The sequence below is a fragment of the Geobacter psychrophilus genome (assembly GCF_056821595.1).
Genome location: NZ_JBXDTU010000004.1, coordinates 2364838 through 2382091, shown reverse-complemented (window position 1 = coordinate 2382091; position 17254 = coordinate 2364838). Strand labels below are relative to the sequence as shown.

14 protein-coding genes are annotated in these 17254 nt (G+C 53.8%); 13 read left to right on the top strand and 1 reads right to left on the bottom strand.

Translation table 11 applies throughout. The annotated features are described in order from the left end of the window. Position 1 precedes the first annotated feature (1 nt). Genes ACOCF6_RS13615 through ACOCF6_RS13555 form a run of 13 tightly spaced genes read left to right on the top strand, consistent with a single transcriptional unit; the run spans position 2 to position 16699 of the window. Entirely contained in the window at positions 2-2449 is a 2448-nt protein-coding gene (locus tag ACOCF6_RS13615) for a TraC family protein (RefSeq protein ID WP_482460877.1), read from the top strand. Then, positions 2412-4409, top strand: coding sequence for a hypothetical protein (locus ACOCF6_RS13610; RefSeq protein ID WP_482463360.1), 1998 nt, complete (start codon positions 2412-2414; stop codon positions 4407-4409). Before ACOCF6_RS13615 ends, ACOCF6_RS13610 begins: the two co-directional genes overlap by 38 nt. Positions 4410-4415: 6 nt before the next feature. Continuing rightward, a complete protein-coding gene (gene traN, locus ACOCF6_RS13605) occupies positions 4416-7790 on the top strand; it encodes a conjugal transfer protein TraN (RefSeq protein ID WP_482460876.1) in 3375 nt (1124 codons plus the stop codon). Further along, entirely contained in the window at positions 7787-8443 is a 657-nt protein-coding gene (locus ACOCF6_RS13600) for a hypothetical protein (RefSeq protein WP_482460875.1), read from the top strand. The genes traN and ACOCF6_RS13600 overlap by 4 nt, the downstream gene beginning before the upstream one ends. After that, entirely contained in the window at positions 8440-8910 is a 471-nt protein-coding gene (locus ACOCF6_RS13595) for a hypothetical protein (RefSeq protein WP_482460874.1), read from the top strand. The genes ACOCF6_RS13600 and ACOCF6_RS13595 overlap by 4 nt, the downstream gene beginning before the upstream one ends. After that, positions 8894-9916, top strand: a complete 1023-nt coding sequence (locus ACOCF6_RS13590; RefSeq protein ID WP_482460873.1) for a TraU family protein — start codon at positions 8894-8896, stop codon at positions 9914-9916. Before ACOCF6_RS13595 ends, ACOCF6_RS13590 begins: the two co-directional genes overlap by 17 nt. Continuing rightward, positions 9916-10878 carry a type-F conjugative transfer system pilin assembly protein TrbC gene (locus tag ACOCF6_RS13585; protein ID WP_482460872.1) on the top strand — a complete coding sequence of 321 codons (963 nt, stop codon included), beginning with the start codon at positions 9916-9918 and terminating at the stop codon, positions 10876-10878. Before ACOCF6_RS13590 ends, ACOCF6_RS13585 begins: the two co-directional genes overlap by 1 nt. A 23-nt stretch (positions 10879-10901) precedes the next feature. Then, positions 10902-11294: a hypothetical protein gene (locus tag ACOCF6_RS13580; protein WP_482460871.1), complete on the top strand. Its 393-nt coding sequence runs from the start codon at positions 10902-10904 to the stop codon at positions 11292-11294. Then, positions 11272-11766, top strand: a complete 495-nt coding sequence (locus ACOCF6_RS13575) for a S26 family signal peptidase (RefSeq protein WP_482460870.1) — start codon at positions 11272-11274, stop codon at positions 11764-11766. The genes ACOCF6_RS13580 and ACOCF6_RS13575 overlap by 23 nt, the downstream gene beginning before the upstream one ends. Before the next feature lie 10 nt (positions 11767-11776). After that, on the top strand, positions 11777-12028 hold the full coding sequence (locus ACOCF6_RS13570) for a hypothetical protein (protein WP_012468392.1): 252 nt from the start codon (positions 11777-11779) through the stop codon (positions 12026-12028). 8 nt (positions 12029-12036) lie between these two features. Continuing rightward, entirely contained in the window at positions 12037-12777 is a 741-nt protein-coding gene (locus ACOCF6_RS13565; protein WP_078788903.1) for a hypothetical protein, read from the top strand. Further along, the gene (locus ACOCF6_RS13560) at positions 12755-16372 is read left to right on the top strand and encodes a conjugal transfer protein TraG N-terminal domain-containing protein (protein WP_482460869.1); all 3618 of its coding nucleotides are present in this window, start codon (positions 12755-12757) and stop codon (positions 16370-16372) included. The genes ACOCF6_RS13565 and ACOCF6_RS13560 overlap by 23 nt, the downstream gene beginning before the upstream one ends. Before the next feature lie 3 nt (positions 16373-16375). Further along, complete coding sequence (locus ACOCF6_RS13555) at positions 16376-16699, top strand: hypothetical protein (protein ID WP_482460868.1); 324 nt, start codon at positions 16376-16378, stop codon at positions 16697-16699. Here the strand turns inward: ACOCF6_RS13555 and ACOCF6_RS13550 are convergent. Next, positions 16678-17010, bottom strand: coding sequence for a hypothetical protein (locus ACOCF6_RS13550; protein WP_482460867.1), 333 nt, complete (start codon positions 17008-17010; stop codon positions 16678-16680). The genes ACOCF6_RS13555 and ACOCF6_RS13550 overlap by 22 nt on opposite strands. Between the last annotated feature and the right edge of the window lie 244 nt (positions 17011-17254).

The following is a 17254-nucleotide window of genomic DNA, read 5'->3' as shown; positions in this document are numbered from 1 at the left end:
CATGGGAGTAGCGTCAGCGTTGTTTGGAAGTGGAGGAGGCTTCACCAGGAGCGAATTGCGCCGCCTCACCGAACGGGACAATTTTTCCGAATATTTCCCGTGGATTGCCCATGACCCCAAGAATCAGATCTATCTGAACACTGACAACACCTTCGGGATGATGTGGGAGTGTGCTCCCCTGGCTTTTGCCTGTGAGACTACCATCAGAACTCTGGAGGGGTTGTTCCGTGTAAACCTGCCTGATGGCTCGATCATGCAGTTCATCCTGTTTGCCGACCCCTTTGTGAATCAGATTGTGGACACATACACTTCCATGAAATTGCGTGACAGCAAACTGGTACGCGATGTTTCTGACAACGTGTCCCGCTTCTTTCAGGAAGGTGTGGAAGGCCTCGGCTGTCTGAGCGGTATTCCGATCCGGAACTTCAGGATGTTCTTTACGGTCAAGTTTCCGGTGAAGGATAGTGCTCATGTAAATCTTGATGAAGTTTTCGGAACAATCCAGGAAGTGCTGCGTGGCGCCGGCTTATCACCGGTTGTTGTCAATCCGGGGAACTTGCTTGATTGGCTGAGACGCATGCTGAATGAGGACCCGTCTGCAAATAGTAGCCACTATGACGATCGCAATATCATCCGCAAGCAGGTGCTGCTCGGTACCAAGGTAGAGAAAAGGTTCTCTTCTCTCAAGTTCGGTTCCCGACACTTCCGCTGCGTCACCCCGAAGTCATTCCCTCTGAATGGCGACCCGATCCAGACCAACCAACTCTTTGGTGGAATCATGGGGATGGCTACCGATTCCGATCAGATTCGGACGCCATTCTTCTTTACGCTGAATATCGTCCTGCGAAACCAGAAGAATAAACTCCACACCAAATGCAACATGGTCCTGCAGCAGCAGGGAGTCGGCAGTTTTGCCCCATCGCTGGCCAGAAAGAAAGACGAGTACCTCTGGGCGGTTGATGAACTGGAACGGGGCACCAAATTCTACCGGGTAATTCCTATCATGTGGGTCTACGGCAGCGACGAATGGCTGGTAAACGAGTCCGTCACCAGGGCCAAGCGGGTCTGGGAGGGGCAAGGGTATGTCATGCAGGAGGATAAGGGGATTCTTCCCATCCTGTTCATCTCTTCCCTGCCATTCGGTCTCTACGACCACGGCAGCAACATCGACACCCTTGACCGGGACCATATCCTCCCCGTGGACAGTATCGCAGTGATGTTACCGGTGCAGGGGGACTTCTCCGGACTGGGCAAACCGGTAATGCTCTTCGCCGGACGCAAGGGAAATCTGTTCGGTCTCGACATCTTCAACAAGGGAGTCAACAACCACAACGCCATGGTCTGCGCCTCCAGCGGCGCCGGCAAAAGCTTCTTTATCAACTATCTGGTCTACAACTACTTCGCCATGAAATCGAAGATCCGGATCATCGACATCGGCGGCTCCTACAAGAAGATGACCAAACTGTTCGGTGCCCGCTACCTGGACTTCAGCGAGGACTCTCAGGTCTGTCTGAACCCCTTCACCAACATCATCGATCCCGAGTACGACATCCCGGTTATCGCTCCCATCGTTGCCCAGATGGTCTTTTCCACCGGAAAAACCATCCCCAGCGAGACAGAGATGACCCTCATCAAGGGAGCAGTTCGCTGGGCCTGGCAGCAGAAGGGCAACGATGCAGATATCGATACCGTCCACGAGTACCTATTCAATTTCGACCACTACTCGTCAGAGGGTGGCGAGATCAAGGAGGCTGCTTCCCGACTCGCCTTCAACCTGGCCGACTTCAAGAGCGACGGAACCTTTGGCCGTTTCTTCAACGGCAAAAGCAGTCTCGACATCTCCAACGACGAATTCGTGGTGCTGGAACTGGAACATCTCAAGTCCCGTAAGGAACTGTTCCGGGTAGTCACCCTTCAGGTGATAAATGCCGTAACCCAGGATCTCTATCTCTCCGACAAGTCGGATCAGCGACTGATCGTTTTTGATGAGGCATGGCAATTCCTTGGAGAGAGTTCGACCCTGAAGGAGGTCATTGAGGAAGGGTACCGTCGTGCCCGCAAATACCATGGCAGTTTCACCATAATCACCCAGTCGGTACTCGACATGAAGCTCTTCGGCGGGGTTGGCGATGTCATCCGGAATAACTCGGCCTTCAAATTCTATCTGGAGTCGTCCGACTTTGAGAAGGCTCTGGACGAGAAGCTGATGGATTACGACGATTTTACCATGCGGATTCTCAAGTCAACGAAGAGCAACAAGCCCAAGTACTCGGAGATCTTCATGGACACTCCTTTCGGCGTCGGAGTCGGCAGATTGGCCGTAGATCCTTTCTCCTACTACGTCTTCACGTCTGATGCGAGCGAGATAACTGAAATAGAGGCAATGGTTGATGGCGGAGTGAGTTATGAGGATGCAATCCGTGAGATGGTCAAGAAATACCGCAGTTAGTCTGATGATGTCTGTGACGTTAGGCAGCACGTCTGCCTTCGGAATCGATGGGAAGACCGCTGGCCAGAATGCCGGTCAGTCGGCGCTCTCCCGGTTCGGCAGTAAGAATTCTGTCAACAGCAACATCTCGTTGCCGATGACCAACTCATCGAACCTCATGCAGACGGTGAACGGCGCTACCAGCTTCCCGGCAACCCTGAACGCCCCCTCATCGGCAAAATTCCTGGAGGTGATGATACAGCCGTCAGGAACCGGTGACCTGCAGCAGGTCATCATCAGCCAGGATCTTAACACTGATGGCACCATCGACAATGTTCACGCTGTGCCGTCGCTTGTGTCAGGGGTCTGCGCCAACGGCTTCATCTCCTGTAATGCCGGTAGCTGGACGAATTGCAAATATTATACGTGGGCCGCCGATGCTGATGGCAGGGTAACTGAAGCACCGGCGTCCATTACCGATCTCGGTGGCTGCTATTGCATCAACAGCAGTTGCGGCAGCAACCTGGTCTGGGTCAACAGCGCCATCGTGTTGAAGGATATCGGTGGGGGTATTGTCAACGCAGTTCATACCAGCAATACCTCCTTCACCATTACTAACGTCAATACCGACATCACCACCATTACCTATTACGGGCAAGTGACCACCAAAACGAACAATGCCGCCACGAGTGTCGCGGCATTCGCTTCTTCCCCAACAGTGGATACCCTGACGGGGTATTACACCAACTGGCCCCAGTTGACGGCAGCTCGGGATTCTGCTGCCATCTCCCAATCATCCGACCCGAGCAGTTTCTATTACATGATCTCCAACTCGGGTGCGGCCCGGGAGGCTCAGGGCAAGTCAAGCATCTGCACTGTTGACCGGGCTGGCCGTGTTGATACCACCACCAAGTCCTTCAACGACTCAGGAAACAGTGCCCTCTGTACCGATCACCTGGTCTACATACGGGTTCATAAGATCGATGATCTAACCTATCAATTGGAATACCTGGATACCGGCCCGGGAGGACCGGGAGCGGCCCACAACAACTGCGGCGGCAGTCCGGGCGGAGATGGCTGGCATACAGTTAAACCCGTCACCGTGTCCACACCAGACCCGGCAAAGCTCGGCCAGCTCATGTCCGCTACCTTCAACATGAACAACATGAGTGGCGGCGGCTGCAATAACGCTTCAGCATCCGTGGACGGTGTCATTAACGGTTTCGATACCTCCGTTCAGACCGGCATCGTCTGTCCGGCAAAGGGTGCTCAAGGTGTCTCGTTCGACTGGAGTTATTTCTTCGACTTCAAGGAGGACACCTACACGGAAGCCGTTGAGGATAAGTGTGCCGCCTTGGCCAACGATCCGGACTGTCGCTTGAAGGAAGAGGATATCGATGGTGTCGTGACCTACCAGAACTTCAATCCGACCGGCTTCAACCAACTTCCTTCCTGTAAGAATTTCACCGGACAGGTGGGTACCAACAAGATCTGCCGCGACTGGTGGCACAAGAAGCGTACGTACGTCTGCGGCAGCCAGCAATACGACTTCTCTGATGTGGCAACCCGTTTCGGGAAGGTGGTCTCTTCTGCCAGCGACAACACAGCGAATCTGACGTTCCAGGACCCACGACTCGGCCCAACGGGGTGGAACATTGCCAACGGCAGCATCAACCTGCCGCAACGGGACCCGGCGTCCGAATGTGAAGTGGCCTGCAAAACCCGCATCGCCAAGACCGACACCCAGGTGACGACGACCGGAAATGTCACCGACATGCGGGTACCGGCACAGTCCTATGACATTTTCTACAAGACCTGCATCAACAACAGCTGTCCTGCCGACCCGGGAGAAGAAATCGTCATCGATTGCCAGTGCATCAACGAGTTTGCTGAGGCTGCCACGGTCATTCAGACACTCCGACTGGCCGGCAAGGACAATATCTGTTCCAGCGGCCAGAAGCAGCCAATGCAGTCGAGGTAAAACCAGATGCTATTCCGTATCGCCTATTCAGTTCTCTATGCCGTTCTCCTGCTCTCCCTCTCCGGGATAACCACCACGGCTCAGGCTGTTGTCAGTTGCCAGGACTCCATCTCGACGGGTACCACATATCGTTACAGCGATGCCCTGGTGTTCTTCACCGAATTTAACGGCAAGACCTACGCCATCGCCAAGTCAGCCGTTAGCGGCAGTCAGTCGCTTCCCGACATCTATTTCGACTTTTCTGCGAATATCAGTCGGGAGTACCTGATGACCGGCACCGACACGGCATCGCTCAAGAGGATGCTTTCTCTCGGACAGTTCGGGGCGGCCAAACCGGTCAGCGTGGACAGCCAGCAGACACTGGATTTCCTGATCAAGCGCTATGGCGCATATCTGGGGACAGCAACCTCGGATAAGAGCACCTACATCGACGCCTGGAAAGAGTTCGGGCCCGTCGGGTTCACTGCTGTTGACGGTTCGGGCCTTCCATTCACGAACTGGCCGGCAGCTGGCGCCTATACCGGACAGGACCCGCAGGCAGTCGTCATGGGGAGTGACGGGATCTGGGCCAGCGGTCTCGATGGGACAAGAAGCTCACAGATAGTCGAATTTCCCGGCAAGCTCGACTGTGCCCTGTCGTACATTGATCCCGGCACGATTACTCCGCCACCGCCGCCACCTCCTCCGCCACCACCTGATCCCAATGCCATCAATAACATCATGTGCGGTCAGGATCTGAATAACAACGGCTATGCCGGTGACCCGGGAGAAACAGCAAACTGCATTCAGACCGCTCAAGGGCAGTTCTGCCCGGTCGGTTCCACGGAATGCGTCGAAACCTATACCGCACCAGTCTGTCCGGCTGGCTCTACTCTGGAGACAACCCGTGACATGTGTCAGGCCAACGCCCAGAACGTGTGTGGCAGCGGCTATACCTGGGACTCTGGTATCGACAAATGCATCAAGGCTGTTGTCTGTCCGGAAAACGGTACCTTCAATCCGGTTGCCGACCGCTGTGAGAAACTGGTTCAAAACGATTGTCCCGTTGGCTATACCTATGACGCCAACCCGGCCAGCCAGACCTATGACCGTTGTGTGAAGTCGGCAACGTGCACTGACGGGGGAGCATTCATCGCGGCCAAGGATCGATGCGAAAAAGCATGGATGCCGGTCTGTGACGCAGCCAATGGCTATGCCTACAATGGCGGGACCGGCAAGTGCGAACGTTCGCCGATCTGTACCTATGGCAGCTACAACACCTCGTACAATCTCTGCGTCCAGCCCTTCGTGCCATCATGTCCAAGCGGCTACAGCTATAACAGTTCCCGGGGGCGCTGCGAAAAAGCTCCCGAATGCCCGGCAGGCACCACTTACAATGTGGTCACAAACAAGTGTGACGCCATCACCGGTGCCAGCGCACAGCAGGTCTTATCCTGCAGTCCTCAATCATTTCTTTGCGCACCGTATGCCGACTCCTGCTGCAATGTAAGTATTTCCTGCCCAAACGGTCCCCAGGGACAGGTTAGTGTTGCTGCAAACTACTGCTGCCTCGGTTCTGACGCTATCACGATTCAGTCACCCCTCAGCCTCTTGACCAGAACCGAGTTGACCAGTACCGGTTATGCTCTGTCGGCGTTGCAATGCGATAGCGTCGGCAACTGCAACTACTACTTCATGGATCGTTATTGCTCAGACGGCTCACCGGCCAGCGCCTGGATGTTATCCGGGGCATTCACGATGGCTTCGACCCAGATGGTCTGTCCTGCCGGTCAGGCTCTCATCAATGGTAATCAGTGCCTTTCTGCAACCAACCCGACCTGTTCAGGCGGCAACTTCGACCCAAACATGGATGTCTGCTGGGCCGCATATACGCCAACCTGCACCCAGGGAACCTATGACAGCGCCAGCGGGCTGTGTATTCTTGTGCCTTCCTGTCCGAACGGCACCCTAAACACCACAACTGACCTCTGCGAAGCAACCATTACCAGGGACTGCGGCACCTACTCCTTTGATGCTGCCGCCAATCTCTGTTTCTCGTCGCCGGTATGCGCCAATGGTGCTTATGACGCGAGCCTCAACGTCTGCCAGGCCACGCTGACCCGCAATTGCGGCACCTACGGCTGGAGTCAGGCTGACTTCAAGTGCCTTCAACCTGTTACCTGTCCCAAGGACCCAACCTTCTCCCAGGCCGCTACCACTACTTTTTCAACCACGCTTGATAAGTGCGTTTCCGAAGTCCAGCACAACTGCCCGGCGGGGACTACCTACACACCGCTTCCCATCGGCAAGTGCGAGGCGGTGCCGATCTGCAGCGCCGCCGGTATCTACAATCCGCAGAAGGACAGCTGCTTCGAGGGGTTCAATACCTGTCCGCTCGGGACTCAGTACGCTTGCATGGAATACCAGAACAAGATGCAGTGTTCCCCGAACCCCTGTTTCAATCCCGGAGCGCCCGGATCTGAGGTGACGACCACTCTCGACGAGTCAATGCTTCAGGATGACGGGCCGAAAGATGCAAATGGAAATTGCCTCGGCCAGATCTACATCTTCAATGGAAAAGCGTCGCGTTGCCGTCCCCCCGGCTTGACGGTCGGGTACCTCAATAACTGCTGCGAAAGCGACAAGGTGGCTTCGGAGGATACCGGCAGCAGCATCTCGACAGCGGTTCAGGGCATTCAGATGGCCTATGAAATAGGTCAGGTCGCCTATTACGGCAACGCTCTGGTGACCGGTGCTGCGCAGATTTCTGCCATATCGACCACCGCTACCGGTGCAGTCACCTCTATGACCGTAGTCACCGCCACCGGAACTACGACAACTCTATCAGGAGCGGCAGCAACAGGTGCATACGCAACCATGGCCAGTGGTGCTACAGGAGCTTCTGCTCTTGGAGCCGGATTGCAGGCGTATGCCGCTGCCCTGTTCAACCCGGCCACCATCATCATCGCAGTAGTCGTCCTGGTAGTGATGAAGGTGCTGATGGGAAGCGGATGTGATCAAGGTGACATTCAGACCGGGATGCAGAAAGAAGGCAAACAGTGCCACTACGTGGGGGACTATTGCTATAAAAAATGGCCGTTAGTGGGATGTGTGCAGAAGGCCAAGAGTTTCTGCTGCTTCAACTCGAAAATGGCGAGGATCATACATGAACAAGGGAGACCGCAACTGCAATCATTTCAGCCGAACGGCGGCTGGGGTGTACCCGAAGCACCCAACTGCCGCGGCCTTACGCCAGACGAATTCCAGGCACTGGATTTTTCGAGGATCGATCTTTCGGAATATTTCGAAGATGTACAGAAGGATCTTGCTACCAAGATTGATGGTTCACAACAGACCATCATGCAAAACATCCAGAACAAGTACCAGGCGACGCCGAAATGATCAGGCGCACAGGATTGGCTGTGATAGCTCTGGTGCTTGGTATTTCGTCGGTGCAAGCCAAGGTGATTGGTACTTACGGAACCACGTACCGAATCACGGAGCGGGATGCCCTGGCCGAGATCGAAGAACGGGCCCGGCAAGTGGACTGGAACAAGGTGCTGGACAAGCGGAAGGTCGAGAATTACCAGGGACCGCCGGACAAGGCGAGTCTGCCGCGGGCGAAGCGGAGCCGGAGCTTCCCGGTTGACATGACCTATACAACCGAGATCGACGTACCAGACGGCAAGGGCAGCATTCTCTACCCCAAGGGTTACACCTTCAATCCGCTCGATTACGTGACCTATCCGAAAACGCTGGTGATCATCAACGGCACCGACCCGGATCAGGTGAAGTGGTTTGCCGCCTCCGAGTATGACAAGCGACTCGGTGTAACGCTCCTCCTGACCGAGGGGAATTTCGGGGGTGTGTCGAAGCGGATCAGTCGTCCATTGTTCTATGCCGACAGTAAGATGATCGAACGCCTCAAGCTGAAGGCCGTACCATCGGTCATCAAGCAGAAGGGTCGGTTGATGGAGGTAACTGAAGTGGCGCTGCCGGTTGGCAAGGCAAAAGCTGCGTCCAGATCGTCACAAGACAAAAAAGGAGCCCAATGAATTCAATTATTACTCAATCACTCTGTATGGCTGGCATCTTGGCGCTTTGCGCCGGCTGTTCACACGAATCCTGGACGAACGTCGAGGAAACAACCCGACTGCCGTCCGTGGCGGCACCCATCCTGGCACCGGTCAACTGGGTTGCCAAAGCAGGGAGGGCTGTCACCAGCAAGTCCTCGGAATCTTCAGATACAGATAGAGGTACGCAATTTGTCCTGTCGCGAAAAGTTATGGATGACTTCAGCAGTAACGGGAAATTCATGGAAGAGTTGCTGGCAGTGCAGAGTCGATTCCGTGACCACGACTGGGGTGCTGTTTCGCCAGAGCAACTAGAGGCCAACAGCAATTCCAATCGTGGCAAAGGATCTGTCGGTCGATATCCGACCGGAAGCAACGGAGCGGCCATCATAATCACGGACGAAGGGTCCGAATTCAAGGTGCGGTATGAGGATGAACCTGAGCAATAACATAACTATCATCGTATTGGTCACGCTCTTTCTAACAGTACCAGTTGCCTACGGGGCTGGCGGTGCTTGCAAGGGTAAGGTGCTCAACCCAGTGACCGATATTTGCTGGCAATGCATGTTCCCCGTGAAGATGGGGAGCGTCTCCTACGGCAATGGCGCCGAGCCGGCTCCCGGCAACGTCACTTCACCGGTCTGTGCCTGTCCGGACAGCAAAGGGATACTGATCCTTGGCGTGTCAACTGCTTTCTGGGAGCATGCCCGTCTGATCGAGACGGTCAAGGACCCGTTCTGCTTCCCGGTCATGGGCACCGGCATGACCAACCCGAAGCCCGGCTTTTCATCCGGAGAGATCCGCAGCAAGGAGTACGGCGATTCGGACTTTGCCTTCCAGCAGGCACATTACTTCTACTTCCCAGCCTGGTCGATCCTGAAGCTGTTCATGGATTTCCCCTGCGCGGAGAACCGGGCGTTCGACCTGGCCTACATGACAGAAGTCGATCCCATGTGGAACGATGACAGCCTGTCCTTCATCATCAACCCGGAGGCGCTCCTGTTCGGTAATCCGGTTTCGCAGTTGGCGTGCGTTGCCGACAGCGTGGCGGCAACTGTTACGTATCCGATTGATCCCCTGTTCTGGTGTATGGGGAGCTGGGGCTCTTTCTATCCCCTGTCAGGGAGCATGATCGAAAACAATCCCCTCAACGTCAATGCCGGGCTGGCGGCCCGGATGCTGTTCAAGCTCGGGCGAGAAACGCTTCTCTATGATACCGGCATCAACCAGTGCGCCAGTGCCGGGGTCGTGACGCCGATTCTCGTCAAAAGCAATTACCGTCTCCAGATAGCTAGACCGGTACGTGGCAACGACTGCATACCCATTGGCAGGCCCTCGCTGATCTGGGGAACGGCAAAGAACCCGCCTTTCGGGACTACCAACACGTCTCCTGACAATTTTCTCTGGTCACTGACACGAAGGAGGGTCTGTTGCGTCGGCTATGCACTCAATTGATGTCCTGTTTATTTATCGCTGCACCCTGGGCTGTATCTGCTGCCGGTAATCCTGGATATATCACTACCCCCGATACCTGCTGCATCGTGGATAGGATCGTCGAGGATACGGTTTATCTCAATAAAGTGGGCACGTGTAGCGGTAAACCCGGCAGAGCCTTCATCCAGACAAAGCTTAAAAAGGTGAAGGTTGTTGTGAATGGAACCGTGTGGAAGGAGACTGACGTGGAAGGAATGAGTGTGCCGGATCTTGCCAATACCCTGGCCAAAGCCGACCAACTTGCAGAGCGATTGGCAATTCCCAAAAACCGCAATGACCGCGAAATGTCTGATTTGGCCGGAACGCTTGATTCCTACTACCACTCTGATGAATTTCAGTTGCGCGTATTGAGTGAGACAGAACGAATCAAGAAAGAAGTCTTTGGGGATAAGGTCACCGGCTACTACGCAGATAAGGCCAAAAAAGAAAGCAAAGGGAAACTCACCAACTCCGAGCGCATCTATGTTTTCGTTTCTTCGGCCATGCCGCTCCAGACGATCAGGAACTATGCCGCTTCTGTGTCCCGCCTGGGAGACCCGAACGTCACCCTGGTCATGCGCGGGTTCGTAGATGGGATGACGAAAATCCAGCCGACCATCAGCTTCATCGCCTCAGTACTGCAGCGTGACCAGTCGTGCCGCCCACAGGAAGGAGAATGCGAGATGATACCGGCAAGCCTTGCAGTAGATCCCCTGTTGTTCCGGCGGTACCAGATTGACCGGGTTCCAGCCGTGGTCTATGCCCGGGGGCTCAAAGCTGAGGATGCCGGCTTGAGTGAGGGAGATGCCAAGAACGCCACTATTGCGGATTACCATACGGCATACGGTGATGCCCGCCTGGAATATCTACTAGATCAGATCCAGAGGGAAACAGGATCGCAGTCTCTGGCCGCTTTGCTTTCCACTCCTGCAAACAAAAACTGAATAAGGAAAGAGGGAACTTACGCATGAATGATGAAACCAACATGGAGATTAACGTCTCTCAGGAATCGGAAAGCAACAAGGATGCTGTTTCGGTACCCAAAGAGTATCCCAAACAGCATCCAAAACAGCATCCAAGTCTAGTTTCCATGATAGCGATCTGTGTGGCGGTCTCTGTAGGAGCATCTTTGTCCACCATAGTTGGCTATGACCGATGGTTCGCCCAGAAGGTAGTTGCAGTCGATATCAAGGGGTACATCGCTCAGCAGCGGGACAACTATCTGGCCGGCAAACTGAATGATGACGAATTGAAGAAGAGTTTCGATCGACTGGAAAACGTCATCACGGCAATTCCAAAGAACCGGGTGATCATCATGGGTGACGCGGTGGTACGCAATGCCGAAACCGTTAAACCTTGATTTCCATAACTGGCGGCTCTGGCTGGCTATCACTTGCCTGATAATTGCGGGAACTCTGATCCCCTACAAGTTCAGTGTCACTCTCACGCCTTCTCTCAAGCATCGGATCTACTGGCTCACGCGTAACCCGGACAAGGTGGTGAGAGGTGATTACGTACTGTTTCACCATAAGGAACTTGCGGCCAAGGTTGGTATGAAAAAGTCGGAGGAGATGCTGAAGGTCATCGGCTGCAACGAAGGGGATCAGCTCACCGTCGATGCGGAAAAGAAGTTCTACTGCAACGGCGAGTATTTGGTACGTGCCAAAGACATCTCACTGAAGGGGGAACCACTGCAGCACTTCGTCTTCAATGGTCAAATCCCCAAGGGTGTCATGTTCGTCATGGGACAACACAAGGACAGCTACGACTCCCGCTATTTCGGTTTCGTGGACAAGAACCGCATCCTGGCGAAAGCCTACCCGATCTTTTGAGAGGAATTCCGTGCCCATTGAGAAACTCAATCCCCTGCATTATATGGGACAGGCTGCGTATACCGGCTTCTGGCAGAAACTCTTCGCGACGCTGCTCTACGGTTTCTGGGGGCGATTTTTCTTCGTTGCACTTGTCGTCTCGGCCTTCTGGGTAGGAGTCCGACAGCGTAATCCGACCCTGGCTGCCATCTGCCTGCTGCTGGCGGCAATCGTCGCCTATGGCGGAGGGATCATGAACCTGATCAGATCGTTCACGGGATAGGAGATAACGTGTCGAAGGATAGCAACAGCACTCCGGATATCATGCCGGTACCACCAAGCAATGAGATCCACCCGCGAGGGCTCCTGGAGGCAATTTCGTACATCGATCAGAACTTCGCCAACGAACTGGGAGGCTGCATGATCAAGTCCCGCTTCCTGACTACTAAGCAGAGGCTTGAATTCATGGAAGTGGGATTCAGGAGTTCCTTTGCCTCGGGTATTGTTTCGGCATTCCTGACTCCTGTTGCCATAGGGGTGATCGAACAGTACATCCCCATGTTCGGTGATCCGTCGCCGACCTTCTTTGACAAGTTCAGCGCCTTCCTGTTGGCGCTGGGGTTCTCGTTGGGCTACGCCATCTTCATGGCGAAGGCCTCCACGTGCTTCATCGGCGAGTACACACGTGCCATGGTGCTAAACCTCCTGGGCGGAATGATCTTCGGGGCCATCGTCAAGGCGGTTGTGGCCTTCATTGCTTTCCATTTCCTCTATTTCAAGATCTTCACCGACAAGAACGTGGTGTGGGCAGTGACCAAGCTCTACTACACCAAGACCTCTCAAAGCACCGTTTACTCAATATATAACTGGGTCCAGGGATTCAAGGGGATCTTCCTTATTTCAGCCTACTTTGTCCTGATTTCCACGGCGGTGTTCATCATCATTCCCATTATCGCCATGTTGTTCGCATGGAGGCGCAACCTTAAATTGATTGATGCAGGAGTAGTACATGTCGATACGGACAGTATCTAGGCTCGTTTTTACGGCACTCTTGGTGCTCATCCCAACCATGGCCTTGGCTCTGGACATGGAGTTCTACGTCTGGGGAGGCCACGATGCCGTCGTGAATGCCTTCGGTAAGCTGGCACTGATCTTCGGCGACAACGCTTACAAGTCACTCTATTTCGTGGTCATCACCGCCGGGCTCTTCTTTGGCGGGGTGACGGTCTTTGCCAAGTCGCTGGGAACAGCCAACGGCTCCGTCATGACCTGGATCGTGCCGACTTTGATCGGCGTCATGGTCTATCTCGCCTTGGTCGTCCCCAAAGGGACTATCCATGTCTATGATCCGGTCTTCAACAAGAATCAGGCGGTAGGCGGAATCCCTGACGGCGTTGTGGCAGTGGCCGGTATTCTGAACAAGATTGAGCGGGGCTTGGTGGATATCGTAACTACTGCCGGAGATCCCCTTAATTACCAGACGCAGGCGGGTGGAAAGGGATTCCTGGGTCTCGCTCAACTCACCAGCATTCCCCTATCAGCAGTGGACAGCAATCTGGACGCTTCTATGCGGAGATACGTCAAGGATTGCGTTTCCTACGCACTGATGAATCCCAATGCCAACCTTACGGTGGATGAATTGCGCAAGACTACCACCAACTTTGTTGGGTCCCTGGACAAGGCGGTCAACCCGGCCATCTGGACGGTATATTTCAATGCCGCCAACCCGCAGGGCCAAGCGCTTACCTGTACTGACTCCTGGACCAACATCAAGGCAGCGCTTACCCCGGCCAATCTGGGGAAGAATATTGAATCGGTGTGCGCCAATCTTGGTTACGATGTTACTGATGCCGCTGCTCTGACTCAGTGCAAGACGGTGCTGAACAACGTGAACGCCGGGACCGGTCTCGGAGCGGCGAGCATTGATGACTTTCTGAAACAGGCATACGTCTCCCAGAGGCTGGAGGAGATTTTCCGCAGTGGCAACGCATCCGGCGCCACCAACTATCAGTTTCTGCTCAACGCCTCTGGGGCTATGAAATCAGCCAACGAATGGCTGCCGATCATGAAGGCGGCGCTTACAGCCATTGCAGTTGGTCTACTGCCGTTCTTGGCGCTCTTTATACCCACGCCGCTGATCGGCAAGGCTGTGGGAATCATTGCCGGCTTTTTCATCTGGCTCACTGCCTGGGGTGTCACCGATGCCATAGTTCACCAATTTGCCGTGGACTATGCCAATCGGGCCTATGAGATGGTGCGGCAGAACAAGCTCGGCATGGATGCGCTCTACTTCTTCCCCGATCAAACGGTGAAGATCCTTGGGATGTTTGGCACACTCCGGATGAGTGGGATGATGCTGGCTACAGTTATTACCGGGATGTTGATTCGGTTCGGCGGGCACGCTATGTCAATGATGGCCGGGGGGATGGTCAATCAGGTGCAGTCGGCAGGTACCCGGGCGGCACATGAGGTGGAAGATCCAGCCGGTAGAGCATCAGCCATGCAGCGCAACGTGACAGCCATGCCGACGCAGGCATGGAGTAACGAGCACAGCTTCCAGGCGAGACAGGCGCAATCGCTGGTCGGGATGTCGGCCAAGACAACTGCATCGAGTGATATGATCCGGGACTTCGGGATGGATTTTTCGAGCAGAATATCTGCTGATAGCGAGATTGGCAGATCAATCGGTTTCGGTGGTAGCGGCAGGGCAATGCGGGAAGGCGGTCTGTCATCAGCCTACGAATTGAAATCATTTGATGGCCGGTTGGGACTCGATAAGTCGACTGCGACCAAGGATGTTGTTTCAGGTAGCTATGGTGGCAACACTCTGGCCTTTGCCAAGATGGGAGTTGCCAATGACCGGGCCTTGGCAAATGTCTTTGGCTCCGGTGAAAACTACTCTGATTTCCTGACTGCCAACATGGACAAGAGTGTCGGGCAACTGCAGGGGGAGATGGGTGCTTATGCCGCTGCCAAGTCATTGGGTTTCAGCGGAAACTGGCGAGATTTCCATGCCATGCGTTCTGAGGTTACGGCCCTTGGGGATTTTGCCAATGCCGATGCGGTGAACAAGATTGCGGATAAATACGGTATCTCTTCCGGACAGCTCATGCAGATGAATGCCCAGTTCCAGCAAAGCAAGCATGCTTCAGAGGTAACCGGGCTATCAAATCAAATGGGAGGCCCGGTTGCTGCTGGCACAGAGGCTGGTCATGTTTTAGCAACGGAAATCGGTGGCAAGATCCAGGGCATCTATGCAGGTGGTGGCTACGAGAACTACCAGCAGCTCACCAGCAATGATGTTTCAGGGAGGATCGCCCGCAATCAGCTGGTCCACGCGGCAGCGGATCAAATGGTAGGCAGGATTGCTCCTCAACTCAAGAACGATCCGGAGATGTACCAGAACGGCCACCTGACCGAACGGGGCTTTGCCGAGATGCAGAAGGCAATGGAGGGTCAAAACATCAACTTCACGACAGCTGATGGCAAGAGTGCTGTCAATGTCGGCATGGATGGTGGGATTGTCAATTCGTCTGATTCCGGTACCGTTGCCAAAGGTGACAGAGGACAGGCTCTTGAAATGCAGAAGCAACTCCGTGCTGCCGGATTCCAAAGCGCCGCCGCCCATGTTGCCAAACTGTCTGGCCAAGCCTTCGACTACAAGGCAGATTACGACCGGAACGGCAATCTTGCGTCGTTTGCTATTGATCAGGGTGGCCGGGTACAGAAGTTCGATCTCGGTCAGAGTAAAACCGGGACTGATATCGAGCGTCTGGATCGGAACGTGTCGACCACAGACAAGGGACTTCGTAAGACAGTTGGTGATTTTATCAAGACGGGCTACGAGAACCAGTCTCTGAATGTCTCGCGGAAGTCCGGCAGTTATATGATCCAGGCTGGCGGCAAGCAGATGATGGTCAATGGGGACTGGTATTACGCCAAGAATGAGAAAACCGGCAATATGGAGGTAGTCGGCGGTTCATTCTCCAACGGGCTTGACGGTAATGTCCTTATGTACGCCAAGGACAAGGATGGCAACCTGCACTACTCCCAGGTTCAGGGAAAGATGGACAAGAGCGGGAATCTTATTGCCGGGCAGCGTTCCGAAATCACAGAGGATCAGTTTGTTCAGTCGTCACAGCAGGGAGCGGCGGTTGTCAGTACCAGGTCTGGTGGTGGAATTACCGGGAGTGTCCGTGCCGATGGCGGGGTCAAGGCGGATTATTCGAGTTCGCAGGTGGTTGGGACGAGGGTTGAATCCAAGCAGAATCTGGCTGGGAGTGCAGCTACCCAGGATTTCACCGATGGGCGATCTATTGATGCCGGCACGGCTGCCACCATGATTGCAGTTGGGCAAGGTGCGCTGCATGAGACTGCGGGTGTAGTCAGAGATGTTGAAGGTGTCGTGGGCCCGAATTTAAAAATGGCGGAAAAAAGAGAACGTGCAACGAAAGAATCTGTCCGAGAAGAAGCCCAAGTAATCAGAACTATTGATAGGGGCAAAGCAGAGAAATCAAGGGAGGTTCAGCAGGAAGTTCAACGTACATCAAAAATTCTGCAGCACCAGAGCAAGTCGAGCAATTTGCCGAAATCCGGCGGACCATCACCTGTCAGAAGGGGGAGATAACCAATGATAGTCGAACGTTTGATACCAGTTTCAGATGGCGTCATATGTTTGGTACAAGATGATTTTACAGTTCCTGAATCATTGAATGATAACGACGTAGAAGTGAGTCTCAAGGATTTTGGAGCAAAATTAATAATAAAAGGAAATGAAGTTACTCTTCCGGGAGCCATTCTTGAGCATTTCGAGACTGCTGAGGGTACCAGCATTTATTTTTACGCCGTCTATCCGTATGAGTTGATTCCTGAATTTAGAGGATCAATAACTCTCCTCAGAGATGAAGTCCTGAAAGCAAAAGGTGCCTGGGATTATTTGTCACGATCACCGTAGAAATGATCGTAAGAATAGATGTTGAATCGTTGTCGTTCTTCGACTTCGTCGTCAGTGGGCACAGGTCTTTTGTCTGTGCTTGTGTAGCCATACTTTAACAATCCGCCCAGAGACAGCCCTTTCATTGCTCCTGCAAACAAGCGGACTGGTATGCGATCCAAGCACGCATAGAAAAACGCGAGGATAGCAATACCCAGTGTCCAGTACCAGAATGAAGATCTAAAGAACAAACCGACTAATGCTCCCGCAAGAAGGCAAGGGAGAGAAGTTCCTGCAACCGCAATAACGAGTGCTGCAAATTTTCTTGTCATCTCTTCCTCCCTCCTTTCTCGACAGTCAATGTCCACCAATATTTCAGAGTAAGTTTGACCAGCCTGAAATGAATTGTCAATTACAAATCGCACTTATTTGTTAATATATCGGTTAGTTGCACTACTCAGTCCTGTTCGGACAGGGAGTTGTTGTGGTGCATTTCCTGGCAGAGTTTGTATCAAATTGACTTTTGAGGCAAAAAGAGGTATTAACATGGCGTAATTTCATGCATTTATGGAGGGT

What these genes read in the sequence shown, in the direction of transcription:
- ACOCF6_RS13580 (WP_482460871.1), top strand. Translation starts at nt 10,902, where the DNA reads ATGAATGATGAAACCAACATGGAGATTAACGTCTCTCAGGAATCGGAA.
- traN (WP_482460876.1), top strand. Translation starts at nt 4,416, where the DNA reads ATGCTATTCCGTATCGCCTATTCAGTTCTCTATGCCGTTCTCCTGCTC.
- ACOCF6_RS13560 (WP_482460869.1), top strand. Translation starts at nt 12,755, where the DNA reads ATGTCGATACGGACAGTATCTAGGCTCGTTTTTACGGCACTCTTGGTG.
- ACOCF6_RS13600 (WP_482460875.1), top strand. Translation starts at nt 7,787, where the DNA reads ATGATCAGGCGCACAGGATTGGCTGTGATAGCTCTGGTGCTTGGTATT.
- ACOCF6_RS13595 (WP_482460874.1), top strand. Translation starts at nt 8,440, where the DNA reads ATGAATTCAATTATTACTCAATCACTCTGTATGGCTGGCATCTTGGCG.
- ACOCF6_RS13585 (WP_482460872.1), top strand. Translation starts at nt 9,916, where the DNA reads ATGTCCTGTTTATTTATCGCTGCACCCTGGGCTGTATCTGCTGCCGGT.
- ACOCF6_RS13615 (WP_482460877.1), top strand. Translation starts at nt 2, where the DNA reads ATGGGAGTAGCGTCAGCGTTGTTTGGAAGTGGAGGAGGCTTCACCAGG.
- ACOCF6_RS13555 (WP_482460868.1), top strand. Translation starts at nt 16,376, where the DNA reads ATGATAGTCGAACGTTTGATACCAGTTTCAGATGGCGTCATATGTTTG.
- ACOCF6_RS13575 (WP_482460870.1), top strand. Translation starts at nt 11,272, where the DNA reads ATGCCGAAACCGTTAAACCTTGATTTCCATAACTGGCGGCTCTGGCTG.
- ACOCF6_RS13590 (WP_482460873.1), top strand. Translation starts at nt 8,894, where the DNA reads ATGAACCTGAGCAATAACATAACTATCATCGTATTGGTCACGCTCTTT.
- ACOCF6_RS13610 (WP_482463360.1), top strand. Translation starts at nt 2,412, where the DNA reads ATGCAATCCGTGAGATGGTCAAGAAATACCGCAGTTAGTCTGATGATG.
- ACOCF6_RS13550 (WP_482460867.1), bottom strand. Translation starts at nt 17,010, where the DNA reads ATGACAAGAAAATTTGCAGCACTCGTTATTGCGGTTGCAGGAACTTCT.